At 59.3% G+C, this 17,540-nt stretch carries 18 protein-coding genes; 12 read left to right on the top strand and 6 right to left on the bottom strand.

Annotated features, from left to right (window positions below; genetic code table 11):
- Positions 1–18: 18 nt before the first annotated feature.
- Together ACILSL_RS15290 and ACILSL_RS15285 are read right to left on the bottom strand one after the other, a co-directional pair.
- A complete protein-coding gene (locus ACILSL_RS15290; RefSeq protein ID WP_395732912.1) occupies positions 19–2,103 on the bottom strand; it encodes a flotillin family protein in 2,085 nt (694 codons plus the stop codon).
- A gap of 24 nt (positions 2,104–2,127) precedes the next feature.
- Positions 2,128–2,790 (bottom strand): hypothetical protein, encoded by a 663-nt coding sequence (locus ACILSL_RS15285; RefSeq protein WP_395732911.1) that lies wholly within the window; start codon positions 2,788–2,790, stop codon positions 2,128–2,130.
- Between the two features lie 363 nt (positions 2,791–3,153).
- Here ACILSL_RS15285 and ACILSL_RS15280 point away from each other — a divergent pair, with 363 nt between their 5' ends.
- Complete coding sequence (locus ACILSL_RS15280; protein ID WP_184344133.1) at positions 3,154–3,396, top strand: DNA-binding protein; 243 nt, start codon at positions 3,154–3,156, stop codon at positions 3,394–3,396.
- Positions 3,397–3,502: 106 nt separating this feature from the next.
- Here ACILSL_RS15280 and ACILSL_RS15275 read toward each other — a convergent pair whose 3' ends face one another.
- A complete protein-coding gene (locus ACILSL_RS15275; RefSeq protein ID WP_395732910.1) occupies positions 3,503–4,429 on the bottom strand; it encodes a metallophosphoesterase family protein in 927 nt (308 codons plus the stop codon).
- A gap of 57 nt (positions 4,430–4,486) precedes the next feature.
- Positions 4,487–5,173 (bottom strand): uracil phosphoribosyltransferase, encoded by a 687-nt coding sequence (upp, locus tag ACILSL_RS15270; protein ID WP_395732909.1) that lies wholly within the window; start codon positions 5,171–5,173, stop codon positions 4,487–4,489.
- A gap of 14 nt (positions 5,174–5,187) precedes the next feature.
- Between upp and ACILSL_RS15265 the strand changes: the two genes are divergently transcribed.
- On the top strand, positions 5,188–5,676 hold the full coding sequence (locus ACILSL_RS15265; protein WP_395732908.1) for a hypothetical protein: 489 nt from the start codon (positions 5,188–5,190) through the stop codon (positions 5,674–5,676).
- 6 nt (positions 5,677–5,682) lie between these two features.
- Here ACILSL_RS15265 and ACILSL_RS15260 read toward each other — a convergent pair whose 3' ends face one another.
- Together ACILSL_RS15260 and ACILSL_RS15255 are read right to left on the bottom strand one after the other, a co-directional pair.
- Positions 5,683–6,339 carry a DedA family protein gene (locus tag ACILSL_RS15260; protein ID WP_395732939.1) on the bottom strand — a complete coding sequence of 219 codons (657 nt, stop codon included), beginning with the start codon at positions 6,337–6,339 and terminating at the stop codon, positions 5,683–5,685.
- A gap of 130 nt (positions 6,340–6,469) precedes the next feature.
- The gene (locus ACILSL_RS15255; RefSeq protein WP_395732907.1) at positions 6,470–7,246 is read right to left on the bottom strand and encodes a hypothetical protein; all 777 of its coding nucleotides are present in this window, start codon (positions 7,244–7,246) and stop codon (positions 6,470–6,472) included.
- A gap of 127 nt (positions 7,247–7,373) precedes the next feature.
- Here ACILSL_RS15255 and ACILSL_RS15250 point away from each other — a divergent pair, with 127 nt between their 5' ends.
- From ACILSL_RS15250 to ACILSL_RS15205, 10 genes are all read left to right on the top strand, one after another.
- Positions 7,374–7,859, top strand: a complete 486-nt coding sequence (locus tag ACILSL_RS15250) for a phage regulatory CII family protein (protein ID WP_395732906.1) — start codon at positions 7,374–7,376, stop codon at positions 7,857–7,859.
- A 21-nt stretch (positions 7,860–7,880) separates the two neighbouring features.
- Entirely contained in the window at positions 7,881–8,249 is a 369-nt protein-coding gene (locus ACILSL_RS15245) for a cupin domain-containing protein (RefSeq protein ID WP_395732905.1), read from the top strand.
- Positions 8,250–8,317: 68 nt separating this feature from the next.
- Positions 8,318–8,473 (top strand): hypothetical protein, encoded by a 156-nt coding sequence (locus tag ACILSL_RS15240; protein WP_395732904.1) that lies wholly within the window; start codon positions 8,318–8,320, stop codon positions 8,471–8,473.
- A gap of 190 nt (positions 8,474–8,663) precedes the next feature.
- A complete protein-coding gene (locus tag ACILSL_RS15235; RefSeq protein ID WP_395732903.1) occupies positions 8,664–9,119 on the top strand; it encodes a hypothetical protein in 456 nt (151 codons plus the stop codon).
- Positions 9,120–9,488: 369 nt separating this feature from the next.
- A complete protein-coding gene (locus ACILSL_RS15230; protein WP_395732902.1) occupies positions 9,489–9,743 on the top strand; it encodes an acyl carrier protein in 255 nt (84 codons plus the stop codon).
- A 65-nt stretch (positions 9,744–9,808) separates the two neighbouring features.
- Positions 9,809–10,990: an acyl-CoA dehydrogenase family protein gene (locus ACILSL_RS15225; protein ID WP_395732901.1), complete on the top strand. Its 1,182-nt coding sequence runs from the start codon at positions 9,809–9,811 to the stop codon at positions 10,988–10,990.
- A gap of 3 nt (positions 10,991–10,993) precedes the next feature.
- Positions 10,994–11,929, top strand: coding sequence for an amino acid--[acyl-carrier-protein] ligase (locus ACILSL_RS15220; RefSeq protein ID WP_395732900.1), 936 nt, complete (start codon positions 10,994–10,996; stop codon positions 11,927–11,929).
- Positions 11,926–12,903: a DUF1839 family protein gene (locus ACILSL_RS15215; protein ID WP_395732899.1), complete on the top strand. Its 978-nt coding sequence runs from the start codon at positions 11,926–11,928 to the stop codon at positions 12,901–12,903. Before ACILSL_RS15220 ends, ACILSL_RS15215 begins: the two co-directional genes overlap by 4 nt.
- A 5-nt stretch (positions 12,904–12,908) precedes the next feature.
- Positions 12,909–15,413, top strand: a complete 2,505-nt coding sequence (locus tag ACILSL_RS15210) for a glycosyl hydrolase 2 galactose-binding domain-containing protein (protein ID WP_395732898.1) — start codon at positions 12,909–12,911, stop codon at positions 15,411–15,413.
- The gene (locus tag ACILSL_RS15205; RefSeq protein WP_395732897.1) at positions 15,403–17,292 is read left to right on the top strand and encodes an alpha/beta fold hydrolase; all 1,890 of its coding nucleotides are present in this window, start codon (positions 15,403–15,405) and stop codon (positions 17,290–17,292) included. The genes ACILSL_RS15210 and ACILSL_RS15205 overlap by 11 nt, the downstream gene beginning before the upstream one ends.
- The last annotated feature ends 248 nt before the right edge of the window (positions 17,293–17,540 follow it).

Raw genomic sequence — 17,540 nt, 5'->3', positions numbered from 1 at the left:
GAGGAAGGATTCATCAGCTTACTTCTTCGCCGCCTTGGCTGCGAGCAAGGAGCTGACGGTCTGCTCAGTGAGGCCGAAGCGGGAGGCGGCGCCGAGAATGCCGGTGAGCTTGTTCAGGGTGGTGGCATCGGGATTGAGGCCGATGAGCTTGGAGAAGAGGGCGCTGAGGGTGAGGTTCTTGGTGTCTTCGGAGGTGAGCCCGAACTGATCGATGATGTTTTTGAGCTGGGATTTGAAGTAGTCGGGATCGCCGGTGAAGAAGGTTTCCTTCACGTCGGTCAGGGTGCGGCTGCCTTCGACCATGCGGTCGATGGCGCGGGCGTTGCCGATGGCGGTGGTGATCTTGTCGAAGAACTGGCTTTCACCGCCAATGATCTCGATCTTGGCGGACTTCATGGCCTCGCCAAGCACGTTGGCCTGGGCGGCGGCGATGTCCTTCTGGATGTTGATCTGCGCGAGCTCGATAGCCTTTTCCTTTTCGAGGGTGAGCTTGAACTCCTCGTGTTCGCGTCCGGCGTTTTCGAGCAGCTTCATGGCCTGGGCCTTCTTGGTGATGCCATCGGCTTCCGCAGCGAGTTTGAGCTGCGTGACTTCGGCATCTGCGGTGCCCTGCTTCTGCGAGGCTTCGGCCTTGGCGAGAAGGACCTGGGCTTCTCCGAGGCCGATGGCGGCGGAGCTGGCGGTGCGACCTTCGGCGAGGGATTTCTCGGCGGCGGCATCTTTGGAGGCAGACTCCTGCCGGGCTTCGGCGAGGGTAAGCAATTCCTGAGCGTGAAGCTCCGCAGATTGTTTGGCGGCTTCGGCGGCTTTGATGGAGGTGAAGGCGGCCTGCTCGGCGGCGAGCTGCGCGGCTTGTTTGTGGGCTTCGGCCTCCTTGATTTTCTGGATGAGCTGCTCCTGGGCGTTTTTCTCGGCGTTGGTGAGAGCCACCTGCTTCTCGCGGTCGGCGGTGGCGAAGGCTTCGGCGTCTTTCATCTTCTGCTGCTCGATGACGACGGTCTTTTCCAGGGCCACACGGTCCTTGATGACTTCCTGGATGCTCTTTTTCTCCACTTCGACGGCCTTTTCCTTTTCAATGGCCTTGAGCGTGGTGACGCGCTCGCGGTCGATGATTTCGAGATCGCGATCACGGGTGACGCGCTCGACTTCGACGGCGTCGGTGCGCTCCTTGTTGCGCTGGGCGACGAGGACCTGGCGGTCTTTGTTCTGGGTGGCGACGGCGATTTCTTCGTCGGCGCTGATCCGGGCGCGTTCGGACTTCAGGCGCTCTTCTTCCTGCACCTTCATCATCTCGGCCGTTTCGCGGGCACGGACGCTTTCGACGTCACGTTTCTGCTTGGACTCTGTTTCTGCCAGCTGGCGTTCGAGTTCGAGGATGGCCTCACGTGCCTGCACATCCTGCTGCTTGATGACCTTTTCCTTGTCGCGCTGGATGTTGTTGGAGAGCTTGGCCTGCGCGGCGGTGAGCTCGGTGATTTTCTTGATGCCCTCGGCGTCCAGGATGTTGTCGGGATCAAGGTTTTCGAGCTGCGTTTGTTCGAGGAAGTCGATGGCGCAGTCGTCGAGGGTGAAGCCGTTGAGATCCGTGCCGATGACTTTGAGGATCTCGCTCTTGAAATGGTCGCGCTCATTGTAGAGCTGCACGAATTCGAAGCGCTTGCCCACGGTTTTCAGGGCTTCGGAGAACTTGGCGTCAAACAGCACGCGGATGGTGTCCACGGTGCTGGCACGGGCGCAGCCGATGCTCTGGGCGACGCGCAGTACGTCTTCCGGTGTTTTGTTCACACGGACGAAGAAGGCGACCTTGATGTCGGCGCGGAGGTTGTCTTTGCAGATGAGGCCTTCCTGGGCCTTGCGCTCGATTTCGATGCGCTTGACCGAGATGTCCATGTATTCGGACTGATGCGCCACGGGGATGACGATCATGCCGTTGAAGGTCACCTTGGTGCCGCCGATGCCGTTGCGCACGATGGCCTGGCCCTGCTGCACCTTGCGGAAGAACCGCGAGAACAGAATCAGGATGCCGAGAAAGATGCCGATGATGATGACTCCGACAAGAAGGCTGCCTTCAAGCAGGAGAGCGAGGTGGAGGGATGTGGTCATAAAAGGGAGTGAGAGGTCGGTGAGTTAGTTTTGAGGTGCTGATTCGATCAGGTAAAAAATGTTGTCGGGGCCTGCGGAGATGACTTTGGCCGAGTCGCCGCGTTTCAGCGGAGCCGCATCGGGCTGGGTGCGGACATTGATGAGAAGAGGGACATTGGCGGTGGTGATTTCGAGCTGGCCGTAGGAGGCATCCGCCTCGGTGGAAACCACGATGCCGGTGCGGCCGATGACCTCTTCGGCCTCGGAGTCGGCATCGCCCATGGCTTTGAAGAGTTTGGCGACCGGGAGGGTGACGAGCTTGGTCACGATGAGGCTGCCGAGCAGGTTGGGCAGGAGGAGCCAGGTGGCCTGCAGCAGGCTGCCAGCTTGATTGTACCATTCATTTAGCGCCAAGGAGCCGAACCAGAGAAAGAGGACCAGGAAGCTGAGCCAGACCATGAGAGGCACCTGTGAAAAGCCGAGGAAACGACCCGCCGAGAGCCAGGCGCCACCGGTGCTCATGCCAAGAGCGTTTGAGGAGCCGGCACCGTGGTGGGCATCCCCGTCTGTGCCCAGATCGTCCGGCAGATCAGCCTCGAAATCCAGCGCGCCAAGCAGGACCAGAAGCCAGTAGCAGACGACCAGTGTCAGCAGCAGCGTCAGCAAAAGCTGGTGTGGCAGGATGGCGGCTTGGAAGAGTTCGAACACGTTGGGAGAGTTGGCGGAAAAGTGATGTGCGATATAAGCAACTGACCTGAGTCGAGGCGATTACAATTTTGCAGATCGTATTCAATGCAATTAGACAGATCTAGTTGCGCGCACCCAGGCTGGTAAATAAATTACTGATCGCCGGAGTGGGGGAGGATTGAAAAGCGATCTTTGGAAGATTCTCGCGGGTTATTTTTGTGGCCAGAGGGCCAGAGAGGAATGGTAGATTTCGGGTCTGGAAGCTTTTAGGACGGTGATATGAACCGTGAGAAGCATTGACAACCCCGGCGCTGCTCCTAGAATCGGCATCGAATTCACCCAGAACAAAGTACAGCGAATCGTCAGTTAGTGGAGGTTACCGGCATGAGGAACACAGAATTTGAAGACGAACGGCGTCCGCCTAATCCGCCGCTGCATTCCGAAAAAATCGTCACGGATCGGAAGATTTTCTTCCTCGATCTCAAGGAGAATGACCGCGGCAAGTTCATCAAGATCACCGAGGACGTTCGCGGCCGACGTGACACGATCATTCTGCCGATCGACGCCGCGCAGGAGTTCATGGATGCGATGATGCGCACCTTGGACGCCGCCGGTGTGGATGAGTGAGGTGGAACGAGGCCAAGGCGAATGTCGTCCCAAGCGGTGCGGGCATTCCTTGCCGCAGTTCGAGTATCTCAAGGTGTTCTTTGCGGGCAGGAGTGCCCGCATCACTTCACACAAACCTGATCACATGCTTCTGCCCGTGCTCTTCATGCGCGGGATTGAGCGCGCGCAGTTCGAACTCGGCGCGCTCTGAATTGATGCGGACGATGACCCAGCCGTTCGGGCGTTTGGGATCGAAGGTGTAGGCGACGGGGGGGAGATTGATGAGCGGGAGGCCGGTCTTCTCGTGCTTGGACTTCAGCCAGGTATGCGTGTGACCGTAGATGTAGCCCTGCACTTTGGGATAAGCGGCAAGGAGGTCAAAGAGGGCATCACTGTCTTGCAGGCAGCTGCCTTTGGCTTTCTCGTCCATGCTGGGCTGGGTGGGATTGTGATGCGCCACGATGAAAGTGGGCTTGTTGGGCGCATTGCGCAGTTCGCGTTCGATCCACACGAGCTGGGCTTCACCCAGCAGGCCGGGCGTTTTGTTCACGAGGTTCAGGGAGTCGAGCAGGACCCAGTTCACCTGGGCGCTGGTGACGGTGGCGACGTGCTTGTCCGGCACGTTCATGGGGCGCTCGGCGTTGGGTGGCGGCGGGCCGACGATGGCGTTGAGGAAATTGTTGCGGTGGTCGTGGTTGCCGAGGGTGCAGTGGATCTGAATGGACTGCTCCCGCAGCGCCTGGATGCAGCGGGTGAAGGTGACGTAATCCTCCGTTTTGCCTTCGAGGTAGGCGCAGTCGCCATTGACGATGAGGCCGAAAGGCTTCTGGCCGATCTTGAGCACCTGATTGGCGCAGCGGCGCAGATTTTCCGCCATGCAGGCACCGCGTGCGACGAGCGCCTCGTCCTCGGCGATGTGGGGGTCGGAAAACAGGACCCAGGTCTGTTCAGGGATCTCCAGCGCCGGAAGCTGCGTGGCGAGTGCGCCCAGAGCAGCGGCGGTGCCGTGCTGCAGAAAGTTGCGGCGGGTGAGAGGGGGGAAGGTGATTGGCATGGGAAAGAATGAAACGCAGTTCAGAGGCCGGATCGTGCGAACGGAGGAAGGCAAAATTTAGGTGCCGAAATAGCGGTCTCCGGCATCGCCGAGGCCAGGAACGATGTAGCACCTGTCATTGAGGCCGGAATCGATGGCGGCGGTGACGATGGCCACATCTGGATGAGCGCGCTCCATGGCGGCCAGTCCTTCCGGGCAGCTTACGACGCAGACCATCGTGATGCGCATGGCTCCGGCCTCCTTGAGCTGGCGTGCGGCCTCGCAGGCGCTGCCGCCGGTGGCGAGCATGGGGTCCAGGAGGAAGACATCTGCGTTGGAAAGGCTGGCGGGCAGATTGGCATAGTAGGCATGCGGCAGGGCGGTTTCCTCGTTTCGCCGGATGCCCACATGGGCGACGATGGCGTCAGGCACGAGCGGCAGAATGCCGTCCAGCAAGCCCTGGCCGGCGCGCAGGATGGGTGCGCAGACGAGCGGGCGAGCCAGTTGTGCGCCCACGGTTTGCTTGAGCGGTGTCTGCACATCGATTTCACGCACGGGAAGCTCCCGGGTGGCTTCGAGGAAGAGAAGGCGTGCGAGGTGGTTCAGATGCCGCCGAAACTCATGGGATGGCGTGCCGACGGCACGGATGGCGGCGAGATGGCACTGTGCCAAAGGATGCTGAACGACGACAACGGGCTGCATGCCGGGCATTCTGCCGCGTTTGCCCGTGCTGGCAAAGTTTTCCACCACCGGGTTGACGGTCATGATACCCTGCAGGCATGAAAACACGATTCTGTGTGCCTGCTCTGCTCGCACTTTCACTGGTCGCTTGTGACAGCGCACCGAGGGGGGACGGTTCGAGTTTTTACTATCCGTCTGCCAACCGGCCGGAGGCCGTCCCGCGCAGCAGCCCCAGCCAGAGCATTGCCAGCATGGCGGGCAGCAGCGGTGCTCCCGTGCCGCGTGGCGGGTACGCACCCGGTTCGGGGCCGATGGCGATGCCGCAGGGAAACCAGTTCATGTACCAGCAGAATGTGTCAGGCCCTTTCGGCAGCCGCAGTTCGAGCGGTGTGATCAATGCCTACGGCGGAGTGCAGAGTTATCAGACCCTTGGCGGCATGCCGGTCTATCCCGGCATGGCGGTTCCGTACAACAACCAGCGCTACAATGGCAGGATGCCCACGCAGCCGGTGTATGTGCCCGGAGTCGGCGGCGCTCAGGGCTACTACATGAACCCGAGCACGGGAGCGCGGGTGCCGGGGCCGTAGCCGGGTTTAAGCTTCACCCTCTTTCTCCGCCTGCGCCCGCTTTGCTTCGGCGCGGTGTTTGAGCACTTCAAAGATGATGGGCAGCATGGAGACGACGATGATGAGAACGAAGACCAGCTTGAGGTTGTTTTTGATGATCGGGATGCTGCCCAGGAAGTAGCCGGCGATGCTGAAGCTGAGCACCCAGACCAAGCCGCCACCGAGGCTGTAAACAAGGAAGCGGCGGTAATCCATGCGGCCAAAGCCGGCGGTGAAGGGGGCAAAGGTGCGGACGATAGGCACGAAGCGCGCGAGGATGATGGCCTTGCCGCCATGCTTGACGAAGAAGGCCTCGGTCTTCGCGAGGTAGTCGCGCTTGAACCAGCGCTGGTTCACGATCCAGCCGCCTGCTTTGCGGCCGATCCAGTAGTTCAGATTGTCACCGATGATGGCGGCGCACATGAGCAGGGGAATGATGAGCTCGATGCGGATGAGCCCCTGGGCGGACAGAGCGCCCACGGCAAACAAGAGTGAATCACCCGGCAGAAAGGGCATGATCACCAGGCCGGTTTCGCAAAAGATGATCGCAAACAGCAGCCCGTAAATGAGAGCGCCATGATCCTGCGCGAAGGCTTGCAGGTGTTTGTCGATGTGCAGGACGAAATCGAGGAGCTGGGAGATCATGGGTGGCGAATCTCCGGCTTCAGGGCGGGGCGGCAAACGAAAAGTCATGCCGATCCCGACTGGTTCACAAAAAAACCGGGGCGTGATGCCCCGGCTTTGCTGGATGGGTGCTGTCGATTCGATCGGTGGCTTATTTCAGCTCTGCGGTGACCACTTTTTTGCCCTCGATTTTGAGGCCGTCGACATTTTTGAATTTTTCCGCCACTTCTTCAGGGCTGAGGCCGACGTCAGCCGATTCCATGAAGCCCGCGAAGATCTCAGCGTTGTCCATGATCTTGTCGAACTGGATGTCCATGTAGCTGATCGTGCCATCATTCAGATGGGCGGCATTCGAACTGGCGATGCCATTGGCCCCTTGGACCGCCACTGCCACGCGCATGCCGGCAAACATGGGCTTCATCATCGCCATCTGCGATTTCATCATGGCGATTTGATCCGGGGTCTTCTTCGGCTTGGCTGCATCGCCGCCTTTCTTTTTATCCGCGTCTGGATTGGTGATGGTGAGGGTGGAGCCGCTGAGCGCGAAGGTCATTGGCTGCGTGGTGGAGGGCTTGCCCTCCTGTTCTGGTTCAAACGGCACGTATTTCAGCTTTGAGAGATCAGCCACGGCAAAGACCACTTTCACACCGCTTTTGCCATCGGGTGTCTTCACTTCTTCATGGGATTTGACCGTGACGCCCTCGCCGAGCTTCTTCGCGCGCTCCGCGGCTTTCTCCTTGTCCATGACCAGGCCCTTGAGCTGATCGCCCTGGCCGCCCTGCATCATGGCCGCCAGCTGGGCGCCCAGGAGAACACTCTCCTCGATGGTGGCCGTGCCGTCCTTGCTGACGATCACCGTGGATTTGATTTCAATGCAGGAGGCCAGCACAAAAGCGACCGCCGCGAGGAGGAGGGATGAGAATTTCATGAGGCGGCAGATTAGGCGTGTGGAATTTTCTTCTACAAGCGCAAAGAGTGAGGCGGTCTGACATTTACCATGGCAGAACGGCAAGGATGATGCTTGCCAAATGATTAATTTCTGAAACAAGTCAGGCATGGAATCCCATGAAGTGATCAGCAAGGCCGTTGAGCAAACCAGCTTCAAAGAGGTGGCGGCGCAGATGGGCGTTTCCCTCTCGCTGGCCTACAAGTGGTCCCAGCCGGACGAGCAGCAGGGCAGTGGCACCTCCAATCCTCTGGACCGCGTGCGCCAGCTCTTTGAGATCACCAAGGATCCGCAGCTCATCCAGTGGCTCTGCCACAAGGCGAACGGGGTCTTTGTGCAAAATCCCCCCAGCGGAGGTCCGCGAGGCATGGAGCTGATGCCTGCCACGCAGGAAATCGTCCAGCAGTTTGCGGATCTCCTCACGGCCATCAGCAAGGCGGCTTCTGACAACCGCATCAACAAGGAAGAGGCGGGGCACATCCGTGGCGTATGGGATGAGCTGAAGCGTTTTACCGAAGGCTTCGTCCGCCTGTGCGAGAAGGGCGACTTTGGCCACCTCGCGGATGAGATCAAAACGCATCAGGGACACAAATAACGCACCTGATTATTGGAAGCCATGGCCACCACCGGTCCGCTGCTGATCCGCCATGAGGGCCACACGCCACGTGAGCGCAGCACCTGCGGCTGGAGGGATCGTTTGATCAGCCGTGAAGATGCGGGGCTGTCTCCTGCTGCCTGGGCGCATGCGGTGGACATCGACGGCGCAAAGCTTCACTATCACAAACGATCCACGGAGCTCTACTACGTGCTGGATGGCGGTGGCACTGTGGTGCTGGACGGCGTCGAACAGCCTGTCAGCCAGGGTTCTCTCGTGCACATCCCGCCCGGCGTCGTGCATGGTGCGCGCGGGAAGATGCGCGTGCTTGTTGTTGGCATCCCGGACATCGCGGAGGATGATTATTTCGAGGTGGAGGCAGCGGGCTAAAATCAATTAAACGCACGCCCACACGGAAGAGCTGGGCCGATTGGTATGGAAACTGCCCCTTATATGCCATGGCACTGCTACTACTTTTTGTCGCCCGGCTTTGCCTCAAGCAGCTTGAGCAATTACAGTTCTCCAACGACGATTGGATGGTTTTCTCCTCCGTCATCTTTATTTCTGTCGCCTTGGGCATCAGCCATCGGGTGCATATGATCACCGGTCGCTAGCCTTTTCCCGGGCGGTCCCTGAAGAGGGGGGCTGCTGGAAAGCTCCGTGGTTTTCTGTTCGAAGCACCGGCAATAATAGGCTCTATCGGTAGGCGGTCCGAGTCGACGTGGTGGATGAATTGTGTCGATTTCCTAAACATAAAATCATTGCACAAAAACAAAGCTACTTTAATGATGCGCTACTATGAATATGAAAACACACTCGACAGTGCTTGCTCTATTGGTCACTTTTGGTCTGGGTATGTTCACCAGCGCCGGAGCATCTGACTACGCATCTGATCATGTTTTGAACCATCCCATGGCTGGAATGCGGCCTGCCAAAAATTTCAGAGGGAGCTATCCCACGCTCACCAAGAGCATGCAAGCGGGTCATGTCAGAACCATCACTACGGACAATATCGTCAGCTACGGCCACCCTTTCATCGGCAGATACAATGGGCAGACCTACTGGATGGTCCCCGTTCATTTTCACCTCTACGGTCCGGACACTTCTTATCAACAGATCAGCATGGACGGTCGTCCGCTGCCTCACGTTTCCAGGGCTCGTCCTAGTTATTCGCAGCACTCCGCAGAAGCCTATGCCTGCGTTCGCGCAGGCCGGGTCGAACATTGGATCTACAAAATTTCCAAATCTCCGGTGCGCTGATCGGTTTCTCTAGTCTTGGGCGCTACCCTCTCAGGGCCATGACGGCCGGGCTGTGCCCGCCTTCGGCATGTTTATTTAATCATCACCTGGGTGCTCCAGGTATCTGGGCAAGTCTAGGTCCTGCGGACGGGCATATCATATAGCCCGGGGGTGGCCCCCCCAGGAGGGCATGAATCCTCCTCCTAACGTCTCTCAAGAGCCAACCCACCGAGGTTGTGTTCATTCCTCGCCATGCCCGTGGCCTCATCTCCTATGAGAGATGAAGAAGGCTGAATGGAGGCAGTAGGAGTCTCCGCCCAATAAAAAAATTGGACTAAATAGGATTTACTATGTTTATTATAAATAAAGACATTTACTTTGCTTCTCAATATGAACCCGAACGATCGAAACGCCTTGGTCCCCGATATCCGCGAAGTTCTCTCCCAGCATGCCCGCATGTCCGTGGAAAATTTAGGTGAAGGAGACGATCTTTATAACGCTGGTCTGACTTCTTTGGCCACGGTGGCGGTCATGCTGGCGCTCGAAGACAAGTTCAATGTCGAGTTCCCCGACAATCTGATCGGCCGCCGCACTTTCAAGAGCATTGAATCCATTGCGGAAGCGATCACGAAGCTCGCGGCCTAGATCCGAGCACTGCTGTGCCCCGTTTTGTTCAAGCCCGTACCATCCCCCACCCCCAATCCCATCCTGTGAGCACTCTTTGCAGCACCGAAGTCGATTTTGACGAACTTTTGAAGGAGGTGCATGCGCTGGGCAAAACGGTGCTCCGAGTTCATGCGGCGGATGTGGACAAGAATGCGCGCTTTCCGAGCGAGTCGATCGATGCCATGCGTGAGGCGCGCCTGCTGAGCGCGTATGTCCCTGAAGAGTATGGTGGCATGGGGTTGAACCTCGTGCAGGTCGCGAAGATCTGCGAGACCTTGGGCCAGTACTGCGGCTCGTCAGCGATGATTTATGCCATGCACAAGATCCAGGTGGCGTGTGTGGTGCATCATGCTCAGCAGTCGGAATTCTTCTGCGACTACCTGCGGCGGCTGGTGGTGGAGCAGCGGTTGATGGCCTCGGCGACGACGGAAATCGGCACGGGAGGAGACTTGCGCTCCAGCATCTGTGCGGTGGAGGTCTCGGGTGATGAGTTCAAACTCACGAAGAAGGCTCCGGTCATCTCCTATGGTGACTTCGCCGACGAGATCTTGGTGACCTGCCGCAGTGCCCCGAACGCACCGGCGAATGAGCAGGTGCATGTCATGGTGAGCAAGGGGGAGTACACCACCGTGCCGCTTTCGACCTGGGACACCATGGGTTTCCGCGGCACCTGCAGCTCGGGCTTTGAGCTGACAGCCACAGGCAGTGCGGAGCAGATCCTGCCGCAGCCTTTCAATGAGATTTTGGGCCAGACGATGCACCCCTATTCGCACATCGTGTGGGGCGCGCTGTGGTCGGGCATTGCGATGGACGCCGTAAACCAGGCCCGCGCTTTCGTGCGTGCTGAAGCGCGCAAGACCCCCGGTGAAACACCCATCTCGGCCATCCGCCTCGGTGAGGTCGACCAAGTGCTGCAAATGATGAGGAACAATGTGGTGGCCATGGCGCGTGAGTACGACGAACTGCGCAGCCGGGACTGCCCGGGAGTGTTTGAAGAATTTGGTTTCTCCATCCGCACGAACAATCTGAAGCTGTCCACCTCGCAGCAGTTCGTGGACATCGTCGGCCGTGCGATGCTGATCTGCGGCATCTCGGGTTATCGCAACGATTCCAAATTCAGCATCGCCCGCCATCTGCGTGATGCTTATGGCGCGGCACTGATGGTCAATAACGACCGCATTTTGAAACTGAACGCCACGATGCTGATGGTTCACAAGGAAGGCTGATTTATGACGTGCACTTCGACCGCAACTCTCCCCATCACCGAGGCCTATCAGGCGTTTCTCGACCAAGTCACTGAGGCCGGACTGCTTGTGCCGCTTGGCGTGCGCGGCGTCTATGGCTACAACGGTGTGTTTGAAGGCGTGCTGCAAAGCTTTGACCGCCTTGTCACACGACGCGCCGCACACTTCCAGGCGGACGTCATGCGCCTGCCCGGAGTGCTGAGCCGTGAGCATTATCTGAAGACCAGCCACATCGAAAACTTTCCGGACCTGATGGGTTCCGTGCACAGTTTCATGGGGCGTGATCGCGAACATATGGGCATGCTGACCAAGCGCGAGGGCGGAGAGGAATGGACCGAGGATCTGACGCCTAGCGCACTGATGCTGACGCCGGCGTGCTGCTATCCTTTGTATCCCACGGTGACTGGCACGCTGACGGAGGCGGGCAAGACGGCGGATTTGTTCTCGCAGGTGTTCCGGCATGAGCCTTCCATCGACCCGTGCCGCCTGCAGATCTTCCGCCAGCGCGAATTCGTCCGCATCGGCACCGCCGAGCAGGCGCTGGAGCATCGCAGGCAGTGGATCGAACTGGGCCGGGACATTCTGTCCGAGGTCGGACTCGGGGTTGAGATCGTCGTCGCCAATGACCCTTTCTTCGGGCGTGGCGGACGGGTGATGGCGGCTTCGCAGAAGGAGCAGGATCTGAAGCACGAGTTCACGTTTGCCGTCGCCTCAGAAGAAAAGCCGACGGCCATCGCCTCGACCAACTGCCACATGGATTATTTCGGCAAAGCGTTCGACATCAAGCTGCCGAATGGTGAAGCGGCACATTCGGCATGCATTGGATTTGGGATGGAGCGCATCACGCTGGCCTTGTTCAAGCATCATGGATTTGATCCTGACCGCTGGCCCTATGAGGTGAAAAACGCCCTGGAACTATGAGCCGACCGTTTCCACCCCTTGATCCACAAACTTATGCACGCCATCGCCTGCACATGCAGGAGCGCGAGTGGGCGGAGACGAACTGCTACGTCGATGTGTGGATCGAAGTCCTGCATGCCCGCGGCCTGGAGCCGATAGCGGCCCTGCCGTTTACGCTGGGCATCGACTTTGAGGGCGACCAGTGGACCTTTTTCAAATATCAGCTGACGGACTTGTACGATCTGTACGCACTGGATGTGCAAGAGCTGGCGATCTACCGGCCGCTGACAGCGCACATCGAGGAGCAGCTGTCTCTTGGGAGACCTCTGCTCATTGAACTGGACTCGTTTTATCTGCCTGACACGGCTGGCAGCGCCTACCAGTTGGAGCATGTGAAAACGACGGTGGCCATCGCGGAGATCGACATGGAGCAGCAGCGTCTGGGCTACTTCCACGCGCAAGGCTACTACCATCTGCAGGGGGATGATTTTGCGCATGTGTTTCACCTGCGTGGCGAAAAGAATCCCGCGATTCTGCCGCCCTACTGCGAGATCGTGAAGAGCACGCCCAAGCCGCCTCTGCAAGGTGAGGCGCTTCTACATGCGTCGCTGGGTTTGCTGCGGCGACAGCTGCAGCGGCTGCCGGAAATGAATCCGTTTGTGAAGTTCCGCGCACGTTTTGAGGCTGACATGCAGTGGCTGATCAACGAACCGATTGCCACGTTCCACCAGTACTCCTTTGCCACGCTGCGCCAGTTTGGCTCCTGCTATGAGCTGGCCGGCACCTACCTGAAGTGGCTGCAGAGCCAGGGCGTGGGCGGGCTGGATGGCGCCATTGAGTCGATTCTCCGGCTGTCCACCGGGGCGAAGACGCTGCAGTTCCAGCTGGCACGTGCGATGGCGCGGAAAAAGGCCATCGATTTCACGCCTGTCGATCAAATGGCAGAGCATTGGGCGCAGGCGATGCAGCAACTGAAGGACGCGTTTCCCGCGTAACCACCATGACGTACTCTGTTCACTTTGCGCCGTGGACATGCTGTGCGCAGGCTCCCGGAGCGAGTGCAGAACCCGCAGCGGTGCAGGGAGATTGGATTGCTGCCGAGGTGCCGGGCACGGTGGCTTCGGCGTTGCGTGCACGCGGGCAGTGGAGTCATCAAAACCCACCGGATATCGATGCGCAGGACTGGTGGTACCGCACGGCATTCACTGCGGCAGCAAGAACTGCTGAAGAATCCTGTGCTCTGTGCTTCGATGGGCTGGCATCGCTCGCTGATGTCTGGCTCAACGGCGAACTCATCCTGAGCTCCGACAACATGTTCCGCAGCCATCGCGTGGCAGCAGGGAGCCTCTTGCGCGATGAAAATGAGCTGGTGATCCGCTTTCGTTCGCTCACAGCGGACTTGAAGAAAAAGCGTCCGCGTCCGCGCTGGAAAACCAATCTCGTGAACAACCAGCAGCTGCGCTGGCAGCGCACGAGCCTGCTGGGGCGCATTCCGGGCTGGTCGCCGCCGGTGCCTGCGGTGGGGCCTTGGCGTGCGGTGAGACTGGAGTGCGGGCCAGTGTTGCTGACAAACATACAAAAGACGGCATTGCTGGCGGGAGACGAAGGCGTCGTGAGTTTTCGTGCGCGGGTGGAGTCGTCGATGAAAATCGTTTCGGCGCGGCTGAACATCGGCGGGCATTCTGCCGAGCTTCTGTGTGAGGATGACGTTCTGCGTGGTGAGCTGCGCATTCGACATCCGGAACTGTGGTGGCCGCACACACATGGCGTGCCGACGTTGTACGCCAGCAAGGTGATCGTTGAGACGAATGCAGGCGCGCATGAGTTTCCGCTGGAGCAAACAGGCTTTCGCGGCATCGAGGTCAGCAATGATCCTGGGTTTGCCATTCATGTGAATGGAACGCGTGTTTACTGCCGTGGTGCTTGCTGGACGACGAACGACATTTTCACGCTTGGCGGCGCCGAAGAGTCACTCCGGCATGATCTCGTACTCGCGCGTGATGCTGGCATGAACACGCTGCGCATCGGCGGCACGATGACCTATGAGAGTGATGCGTTTTACCGCCTCTGCGATGAACTGGGCATCCTTGTCTGGCAGGACTTCATGTTTGCCAACATGGACTACCCCGTGGAGGACGCCGCGTTCGCTGAAAACATCACGATCGAGGCCACGCAGCAGCTGGGCCGATTCGCGCAGCACCCCTGTGTGGCGGTGTACTGCGGCAACAGTGAGATCGAGCAGCAGGCGGCGATGCTGGGCATGGCGCGTGAGCTTTGGCGCAACCGCTGGTTTGGTGAGCAGCTGCCAGCGCTGTGCAGCCAGCACCATCCCGGCACGGCCTATGTGCCGTCCTCGCCAAGCGGCGGTGTGCTGCCCTTTCACACGAGGACCGGTGTCACCCATTATTACGGCATCGGTGCGTATCTGCGCTCCCTGCGTGAGCTGCGGCAGGCAGATGTGAAATTCACCAGCGAGTGCCTCGGATTTTCAAACATCCCGGAGACGGACGCCATCGATGAAATCATGGGCGGCCTGATGCCGGTGATGCACCACCCGCGCTGGAAGCAGCGTGTGCCGCGTGACACCGGGGCCGGATGGGACTTTGAAGATGTGCGCGACCACTACCTGCGGGAGCTTTTCAATGTCGATCCGGTGACGTTGCGCTCGTTCGACATGCCGCGTTATCTGGAGCTGAGCCGTGTGGCATCGGGCGAGATGATGGCGCGAACGTTTGCGGAATGGCGCAGCGGGCACAGCCGCAATGCGGGTGCGCTGATATGGTTTTACAAGGATCTGTGGCCGGCGGCGGGCTGGGGCATCGTGGACAGCACGGGTGCTCCGAAGGCGGCGTACTATCAGCTCAAACGCCTGTGGCAGAAGCGGCAGCTGACGATCACGGATGAAGGACTGGATGGGCTGCATTTGCATCTCAGCAACGAAACCACAGAGGCCGTCGAAGGATTTGTCGAGGTGCAGTTGCTGCGTGAGCCGAAAGGTGTCGTCGCCCGGCATGAGATCGCGGTGACGGTGGCAGGGCGCTCGCTGGAAGTGCGAAGTGTGGATGAAATTCTTGGTTCGTTTTTTGATGTGAACTACGCGTACCGCTTCGGCCCGCAGGCGCATCATGTGGTGATTGCGACCTGGTTCAGCGCAGAACGTGAGGTGATCAGCGAGGCGTTTCATCTCACCCGTGCACGAGATCCTGCGGTGCAGCCACTTGCAGGGGAGATGCTGGGAGCCAAGGCGAAAGCACTGGGTGATGGGCGCTACCAGCTCATGCTCAAAAGTGACCGGTTTTTGCACCATGTGCGATTGTCGGCCAAGGGGTTTCTTCCTGACGACAACTACTTTCATCTGGCCCCGGACCGGGACAAGGCGGTTTCCTTTGCGCCTGCCTCAGGGAAGAGCGGGACGTTTGAGGTTTATATTGAGGCCTTGAATGTGGCGGGCGAAATTTCGGTGGAACCGAGCTGTGCATCCCACGCAAGCCATCATGACAACTGAGCCAGAGTCGCACGCGCTTGAAGACGCTTCGTCTGTTGAGCAGGCCGGGCGGAGCGCGTTCTATTTTGAGAGCGGTGGCAGACCGTTGTTTGCATGGCTGCACCGCCCCGCAGGCGCAGTGGCTGAGCATGGGGTGGTGATCTGTTCGCCGCTTGGGCACGAGCAGGTTCATTCACATCGCGCGCTGCGACATCTCGCGGAAAGGCTGGCAGCGCAAGGTTTTGCGGTGATGCGGTTCGACTACCATGGCACCGGTGATTCCGACGGTGCCGAAAATGATCCGCAGCGTCTGGCCACGTGGCAGGCGAATGTGAGCGATGCCGTGGAGTGGATGCGCACTGAGGGGGGCTGCCGGAAGATCAGCCTTGTGGGCCTGCGCCTGGGGGCGGCGCTCGCGGCGCTTTACGCGGAGCAGCACGAAGTGGAAAGCCTCGTACTGTGGGCTCCCATTGTGAAAGGCCGGCGCTATGTGCGTGAGCTCACCGCCTTGAGCCAGACCGCGCAGCTGGCTGCGGGCAGTGAATCAGCAGGCATTGAAGCCATGGGCTTTGTCTATTCGAATGAACTGGCTGGCGAACTCGCGCGGGTGGATCTGCTCGCCCATTCGGTGCGCTGCCCGCAGGTGTTGATCGCATCCAGTGCAAACCCGGCGGGTGATTTGGCGTTGTTGGAGCATCTGAGGAAGCAGGGCGTGTCCGCAGAGGCCATGGCGCTGACCGGGTATGAGGGAATGATGGCCGAACCTCATGACACCCAGGTCCCGCAGGAAGCGTTGCAGAGCATTGTGGACTGGATGAAGGCGAAGGCACAGCCTGTAGTGACAGGCAGGAGCACCGCACTGGCTGCAAGTGCCACCTCGATGCTGACGCGCGGTCCTGACGCGGTGCGCGAGACCATTCTTCAGATCAGCAGCACGCCCGATTTGTTTGGCATCATGACGGAGCCGGTGGCGCGCCCGACGTCACTGCCATGGATCGTGATGATCAATGCCGGCGCGGCGTACCGGATCGGTCCGGGGCGCATTCATGTGGCCATGGCGCGGCAGCTGGCCGCGCTCGGTTATCCCTGCCTGCGGCTCGACATCAATGGCATCGGCGACAGCGTGGCGGCTGATCCGGAAAAGGAAAACGACACCTACGCAGCGACCGCCTTCCGCGATGTGAGTCTGGTGTGTGACTACCTGCATGCGCAGCAGCCGGGCCGCCCGATTGTCCTGCTGGGATTGTGCTCGGGTGCGTACGTGGCCTTTCAGTCGGCGGCGCAGCTGCCACATCCGGCCATCATCGAGAGCATCCTGATCAACCCCCTCGTCTTTTTTTGGAAGGAGGGAATGACGATCAATGACACGAACACCGACCAGCTGGTGGCCTGGCGTGAGTATTGGAATGCGATTTTCAAATGGAGCCAATGGAAGATGCTGCTCACTGGCAGGACGCGCACGGGATTTGCCGGGTCGCTCAAACGTTTCGCAGGTCATGTGAAACCGCGTTTTCTAACTACTCGCAGTCATGCTCCACAGAGGGAAAAGCCTGTGTCCCATGGCGGCTGCGCGCATCCGCTGCGCAAAGATTTGCCCGGAGATTTGAGCCGTGTTGCTGCTGCTGAGCGCACGCTGGCCATGTTTGTTTCCGACAACGATCCAGGGTATTTCCTGCTGATGTACCAGGCGCGGCGCAAAGCCACGCAGCTGATGAAGCAAGGCCGGCTGCAGTGCCGCTTCATCCACCAGGCGGACCACACATTCTCCACCGCTCAGTCGCGGCAGACCTTTTATCAGTCACTCACGGACTACCTGCATCAGCGCTTTGGTTCCGGATTGATCGAGAAGCGGGCAGTGGATGATGACAGCAAACTGCTTGCCCCTTTGCTGACAGCGTGACTCGACAGGGGCTGTGGCCAGGCCCTCATTTCAAAGGCGGAACGCGGAAGATCTTTCCGTTATAGGGGCATTGCGGCATCTGACCCGCGTTGAAATCTCGCACATCGATCAGCCTGCCGCTGGGATCGAACGGACTCTTCACGACGCCACGTTTTCCGGGAGCCCAGGTGGCGTAGGGAATGTCGGCTGGCTTCAGATCTTGCGGCGGATTTTTTCCGGCACATGATCAACAGGCACAAAAAAGCCCT

The organism is Prosthecobacter sp., assembly GCF_044222345.1.
Taxonomy (GTDB): domain Bacteria; phylum Verrucomicrobiota; class Verrucomicrobiia; order Verrucomicrobiales; family Verrucomicrobiaceae; genus Prosthecobacter.
The sequence above is the reverse complement of the archived record's forward strand: the minus strand, read 5'-3'. Positions and strand labels throughout refer to the sequence as shown.